Below are 5,168 nucleotides of genomic sequence, written 5' to 3'. Positions count from 1 at the left end.
GGCCTCGCGTGGTCGGTGGGGGGGGGCCCGCCCCCCCCCCCCCCCCCCCGCCCCGGGGGCGCGCGGGGGGGCCGGCCGGGGGGGGGCGGGGGGGCGGCCCGGGGGGGGGGGGCCCGATGGCCTATGTTGCCGGCTGGTCGCCAGGCCGAAACACGCACGCCCGACCCGCCTGTCAATCGATCACCCCCCGCCCAGGAGACCGTATCGAGTGGAGATCGTCACCCTTTGCCTGATCCTGTTGCTGGCCGTCGTCGCCAGCGGGATATTCGCGCGCCTGCTGCCCTCCGCCTTGCCGCGACCGATCGTGCAGATCGCGTTCGGCGCGCTGATCGGCTCGTTCGCGGGTGTCCGCGTCGACCTCGATCCCGAGCTGTTTTTCCTGTTGCTGGTCCCGCCGCTGCTGTTCCTCGACGGCTGGCGGATCCCCAAGGACGAACTGTTTCGTGACGGCAGGACGGTGCTGGGGCTGGCCCTGGGGTTGGTGTTCCTCACCGTGCTGGGCGTCGGACTGTTCATCCACTGGCTCGTCCCCGCGATCCCGGTGCCGGTCGCCTTCGCGCTCGCGGCGGTGGTGTCGCCGACCGACCCGATCGCGGTCGGCGCGATCGCGCAGAAGGCGCCCGTCCCGAAGCGGATGATGCACATCCTGGAGGGCGAATCGCTGCTCAACGATGCCTCGGGCCTCGTCTGCCTGCGGTTCGCGATCGCCACCGCGGTCAGCGGCAGCTTCTCGCTATCGAACGCCGCGATATCGTTCGCCTGGATGGCGGTGGTGGGGGTCGCCGCCGGGGTGGCGATGTCGTGGATCGCGGTGCGGGGCAAGGCGCTGTTCGCGCACCGCTTCGGCGACGATCAAGGGTCTAACATCCTGATCAGCCTGCTGATCCCGTTCGGCGCGTATCTGGCGGCGGAGGAAATGCATGCCTCCGGCGTGCTCGCCGCCGCCGCCGCTGGCATCACGATGACCTTCGCGAGCGGCGGCGCGACCGTCGGCGCCGCCACGCGGATTCGCCGCCGTGCGGTGTGGGACATGCTGCAATTCACGCTCAACGGCGTGATCTTCGTGCTGCTGGGCGAGCAATTGCCGAGCCTGTTCGTCGGCGCGCGCGCCACGGTGCTGGCGACCGGGCACGGCAGCGCGTGGTGGCTGCTTGCCGATGTCGCGGCGATCGTCGCGGCGCTGGCGGTGCTGCGCTACTTGTGGGTGCATGTGTCGCTGCAGCTGACGCTGTTCCGCGCGCGGCGCAACGATCCGCTCGCCAGCAGCCCGCCGGGAAGGATCGTCGCGGCGATGTCGGTCGCTGGCGCGCGCGGCGCCATCACGCTGGCGGGCGCGCTGACGCTGCCGCTGACGGTCGCCGACGGCTCGCCCTTCCCGGCGCGCGATCTGGTCATCCTGCTCGCCTCGGGCGTCATCCTGGCGACGCTGCTGATCGCGGCGGTGGCGCTGCCCCTGCTGCTCAACGGCCTGCGCCTGCCGGTCGACGAAGGGGCGGCGGGCGAACGCGATCATGCCCGCACCGTCACCGCCAAAGCCGCGATCGCCGAGGTCGAGCGGGTACAGCATCAAATGGCCGAAGCCAGCGACGATGCCGATCGCTATCTCGATATCGCGGCGCGGGTGATCGATCAGTATCGCGAGCGCCTCGACAGCCTGGGCGCCGATGCGGAGACGCGCGCCGAACAGCGTCAGGACCTCGCGATCGAGCGTGACCTTCGCCTCGCCGCCATCCGCGCCGAGCGCGAGGCGCTGTTCGCGCTCGCACGGCAGCGCCGGATCGGCCAGTCGGTGGCCGAACAGCTCGGCCGCGAACTCGATCTCGCCGACGCGCGGCTGACCCGATTGTCGGGCTAGCCGCGCCCTGCCCGCGCCCGCCGGCTACGCCGCCTTGCGCACCGCCTCGCAGATGCGGTCGACGATCTGCTCCACGATCTGGGGATCGTCGCCTTCCGCCATCACGCGGATCACCGGCTCGGTGCCCGACGGGCGGATCACCAGCCGCCCCGCGCCATCGAGTTCCGCCTCCGCCGCCGCGATGACCGACCTGACGCTGTCGGCATCGAGGGGCTTGCCACCGGCGAAGCGCACGTTCTTCAACAGTTGCGGCAGCGGATCGAAACGGTGCAGCACTTCGCTGGCGGGCTTCCCGGTGCGGCGGATCTCGGCCAGCACCTGCAAGGCCGCGACCAGACCGTCGCCGGTGGTGGCATAGTCCGACAGGATGATATGCCCCGATTGCTCACCGCCGACATTATAGCCCTGCCGCCGCATCGCCTCCAGCACGTAGCGATCGCCCACCTTGGTACGGATCAGCTCCAGCCCCTGCGTCGCCAGATACCGCTCCAGCCCCAGGTTGGACATCACCGTCGCGACCAGCCCGCCACCCCGCAGCCGGCCGGCATGCGCCCAGCCGCTAGCGATCGCCGCCATCAGCTGATCACCGTCGACGACGTGCCCCTTCTCGTCGACGACGATCAGCCGATCGGCATCGCCGTCGAGCGCGATGCCGATATCGGCGCGCACCTCCACCACCTTGGCAGCCAGCGCCTCCGGGTGGGTCGAGCCGATCTTGTCGTTGATGTTGAGGCCGTTGGGGGAGACGCCGATCTGCACCACATCGGCGCCCAGCTCCCACAACGCCTCCGGCGCGACCTGATAGGCGGCACCGTTGGCGCAATCGACGACGATCCGCATCCCATCCAGCTGCAGGTCGTTCGGGAAGGTCGATTTGGCGAAGTGGACGTAGCGGCCGCGCGCATCCTCGATGCGCTTGGCACGGCCGATCTCATTGGGCGGCGCCAGCGGCACATCGCCGTCGATCGCGCTTTCGATCGCAAGCTCCGCCTCGTCCGACAATTTATAGCCATCGGGGCCGAACAGCTTGATACCGTTGTCCGCGAACGGATTGTGGCTGGCCGAAATCATCACGCCCATGTCGGCGCGCATCGAGCGCGTCAGCATCGCCACCGCCGGGGTCGGCATCGGGCCGACCAACGTGACGTCCATGCCGACGCTGGTGAACCCCGCCTGCAATGCCGATTCGAGCATATAGCCCGACAGGCGCGTATCCTTGCCGATCACCACCCGGTGGCGATGCCCGCCGCGCAGAAAGTAGCGTCCCGCCGCCATGCCGACCTTCATCGCCATCTCGGCGGTCATCGCGCCGGTGTTGGTCAGCCCGCGAATGCCGTCCGTTCCGAAATATTTCCTTGCCATCACGCCTTCCGTTCGCTCCCGTCGCGCATTGCATAGCGACGTTGCCGTGAAAGGGCGATTGCCGGAAGATGACACAAGCCTCACGCATCCTGGTTTCGCTGCTGGCGGGGCTGTTCGCGGGCATCGCGCTCGCCAGCTTCGTCCCGACGTCCGTGCCGGGGGTCACCGCGGTGGCGGAGCCGATCGGCACCGCATGGCTGCACGGATTGCAGATGACGATCGTGCCGCTGGTGGTGTCGCTGCTGGTCACCGGGGTCGCCGCCACCGCCGAGGCGGCAAAGGCCGGCCGGCTGGCGGGGCGCGCGATCGCGCTGTACGTGACGCTGCTGTTCGTGTCCGCTTCGATCGCGGCGTTGCTGACCCCGCTGTTCCTGACGCTGGTGCCGCTGCCCGCCACCTCGGCCGCCGCCCTGCGCGCCGCGCTGTCGCAGGTGGGGACGATTCCGCCGGTGCCGCCGCTCGGCGAGTTCTTCGCCGGGATCGTGCCGACGAATATCGTCAAGGCGTCCGCCAGCGACGCCTTTCTCTCGGTCATCATTTTCACACTGGTCTTCGCCTTCGCGATGGCGCGGATCGCCAGCGACGATCGCGCGCTGCTGGTGCGCTTCTTCACCGCGCTGCGCGATACGATGCTGGTGGTGATCGACTGGATATTGTGGATCGCGCCGCTGGGCGTCTTCGCGTTGGCGCTGGTGGTCGGCGCGCGGGCCGGCACGGGCGCGTTCGGCGCGCTGGTCCATTATATCCTGACGGTGGTCGCGGTCGGCTTCGCGGTCCTGCTGCTCGCCTATCCGCTGGCGCTGTTCGGCGCGCGCGTCGCCCCCGGGGCGTTCGTGCGCGCCGCGCTGCCGTCTCAGGCGGTGGCGATCAGCACGCAAAGCTCGCTCGCCTCACTGCCCGCGATGCTGGAAGGCGCGCGCGCGCTCGGCGTGCCGGTCGCCACCGCCGGGGTCACGCTGCCGCTGGCGGTGGCGATCTTCCGCGCCACCGGGCCGGCAATGAATCTGGCGGTGGCGATCTATGTCGCCACCTGGTTCGGGGTGCCGCTATCCCCCGCCACGCTGGCGATCGGCGTCGTCGTCGCGACGCTGACCTCGCTCGGCTCGGTCAGCCTGCCGGGCACGGTCAGCTATGTCAGCGCGATCGCGCCGATCGCGGGAACGATCGGCGCGCCGCTGGCCCCGTTGGGCTTGCTGGTCGCAGTGGAGACGATTCCCGATATCATGCGTACTGTCGGCAACGTCACGATGGATCTGGCGACGACCGCGCTGCTGGGGCGGGGATCGCGCCGCAGCGAGGAGACCGAGGATGAAGACCCGCCAACTGGGTGACGGCCTGACCGTTTCCGCGCTCGGGATCGGCTGCATGCCGATGGCGGCGGGACGGATCAACTACGGCAGCGCCGATCTCGACGAATCGATCGCGACGATCCACCGTGCGATCGAACTGGGCGTCACCTTCTTCGACACCGCCGAAGTCTATGGCCCCGAAGAGAACGAACGGATTGTCGGCCGCGCGATCGCGGGCAAGCGCGATGGGCTGGTCATCGCCACCAAATTCGGCCTGGTTGGCGCGAAGGGGCCGTTCGTCCCTGACAGCACGCCCGACAATATCCGCCGCGCCTGCGACGGGTCGCTCGCGCGGCTGGGGATCGAGACGATCGACCTGTTCTATCAACATCGCGTCGATCCCGACGTGCCGATCGAGGATGTCGTCGGCACGCTCGTCGACCTCAAGCAGGCGGGCAAGATCCGTCATATCGGCCTTTCCGAGGCAGGCGAGCAGACGCTGCGCCGTGCCGCGGCGGTGCACCCGATCGCCGCGCTGCAATCCGAATATTCCCTGTGGGAGCGCGATATCGAGGCCGAAATCCTACCGGCCGCGCGCGAACTGAAGGTCGGTTTCGTCCCCTACAGTCCACTGGGTCGCGGGTTCCTGACCGGGCAGGTGA

Annotated in this window: 4 protein-coding genes; 3 read left to right on the top strand and 1 reads right to left on the bottom strand. The window is 69.4% G+C overall.

Going from position 1 to position 5,168, the window contains the following annotated elements:
- The first annotated feature begins 208 nt into the window (after positions 1-208).
- Positions 209-1,855: a Na+/H+ antiporter gene (locus ACFDSW_RS11240; RefSeq protein ID WP_375250384.1), complete on the top strand. Its 1,647-nt coding sequence runs from the start codon at positions 209-211 to the stop codon at positions 1,853-1,855.
- A 24-nt stretch (positions 1,856-1,879) separates the two neighbouring features.
- Here ACFDSW_RS11240 and glmM read toward each other — a convergent pair whose 3' ends face one another.
- The gene (gene glmM, locus ACFDSW_RS11235) at positions 1,880-3,217 is read right to left on the bottom strand and encodes a phosphoglucosamine mutase (RefSeq protein ID WP_375250383.1); all 1,338 of its coding nucleotides are present in this window, start codon (positions 3,215-3,217) and stop codon (positions 1,880-1,882) included.
- Between the two features lie 68 nt (positions 3,218-3,285).
- On the opposite strand from glmM, the gene ACFDSW_RS11230 reads away from it, so the two are divergent.
- Both ACFDSW_RS11230 and ACFDSW_RS11225 read left to right on the top strand, forming a co-directional pair.
- Positions 3,286-4,548, top strand: coding sequence for a dicarboxylate/amino acid:cation symporter (locus tag ACFDSW_RS11230; protein ID WP_375250382.1), 1,263 nt, complete (start codon positions 3,286-3,288; stop codon positions 4,546-4,548).
- Positions 4,526-5,168: aldo/keto reductase (locus ACFDSW_RS11225; protein WP_375250381.1), on the top strand; the 643-nt coding region annotated here is incomplete at its 3' end. The genes ACFDSW_RS11230 and ACFDSW_RS11225, both read left to right, overlap by 23 nt.

This window comes from Sphingomonas sp., assembly GCF_042091075.1.
Lineage (GTDB): Bacteria > Pseudomonadota > Alphaproteobacteria > Sphingomonadales > Sphingomonadaceae > Sphingomonas.
Note: the sequence above shows the minus strand (reverse complement) of the source record. Positions and strands in the feature narration are given on the sequence as shown.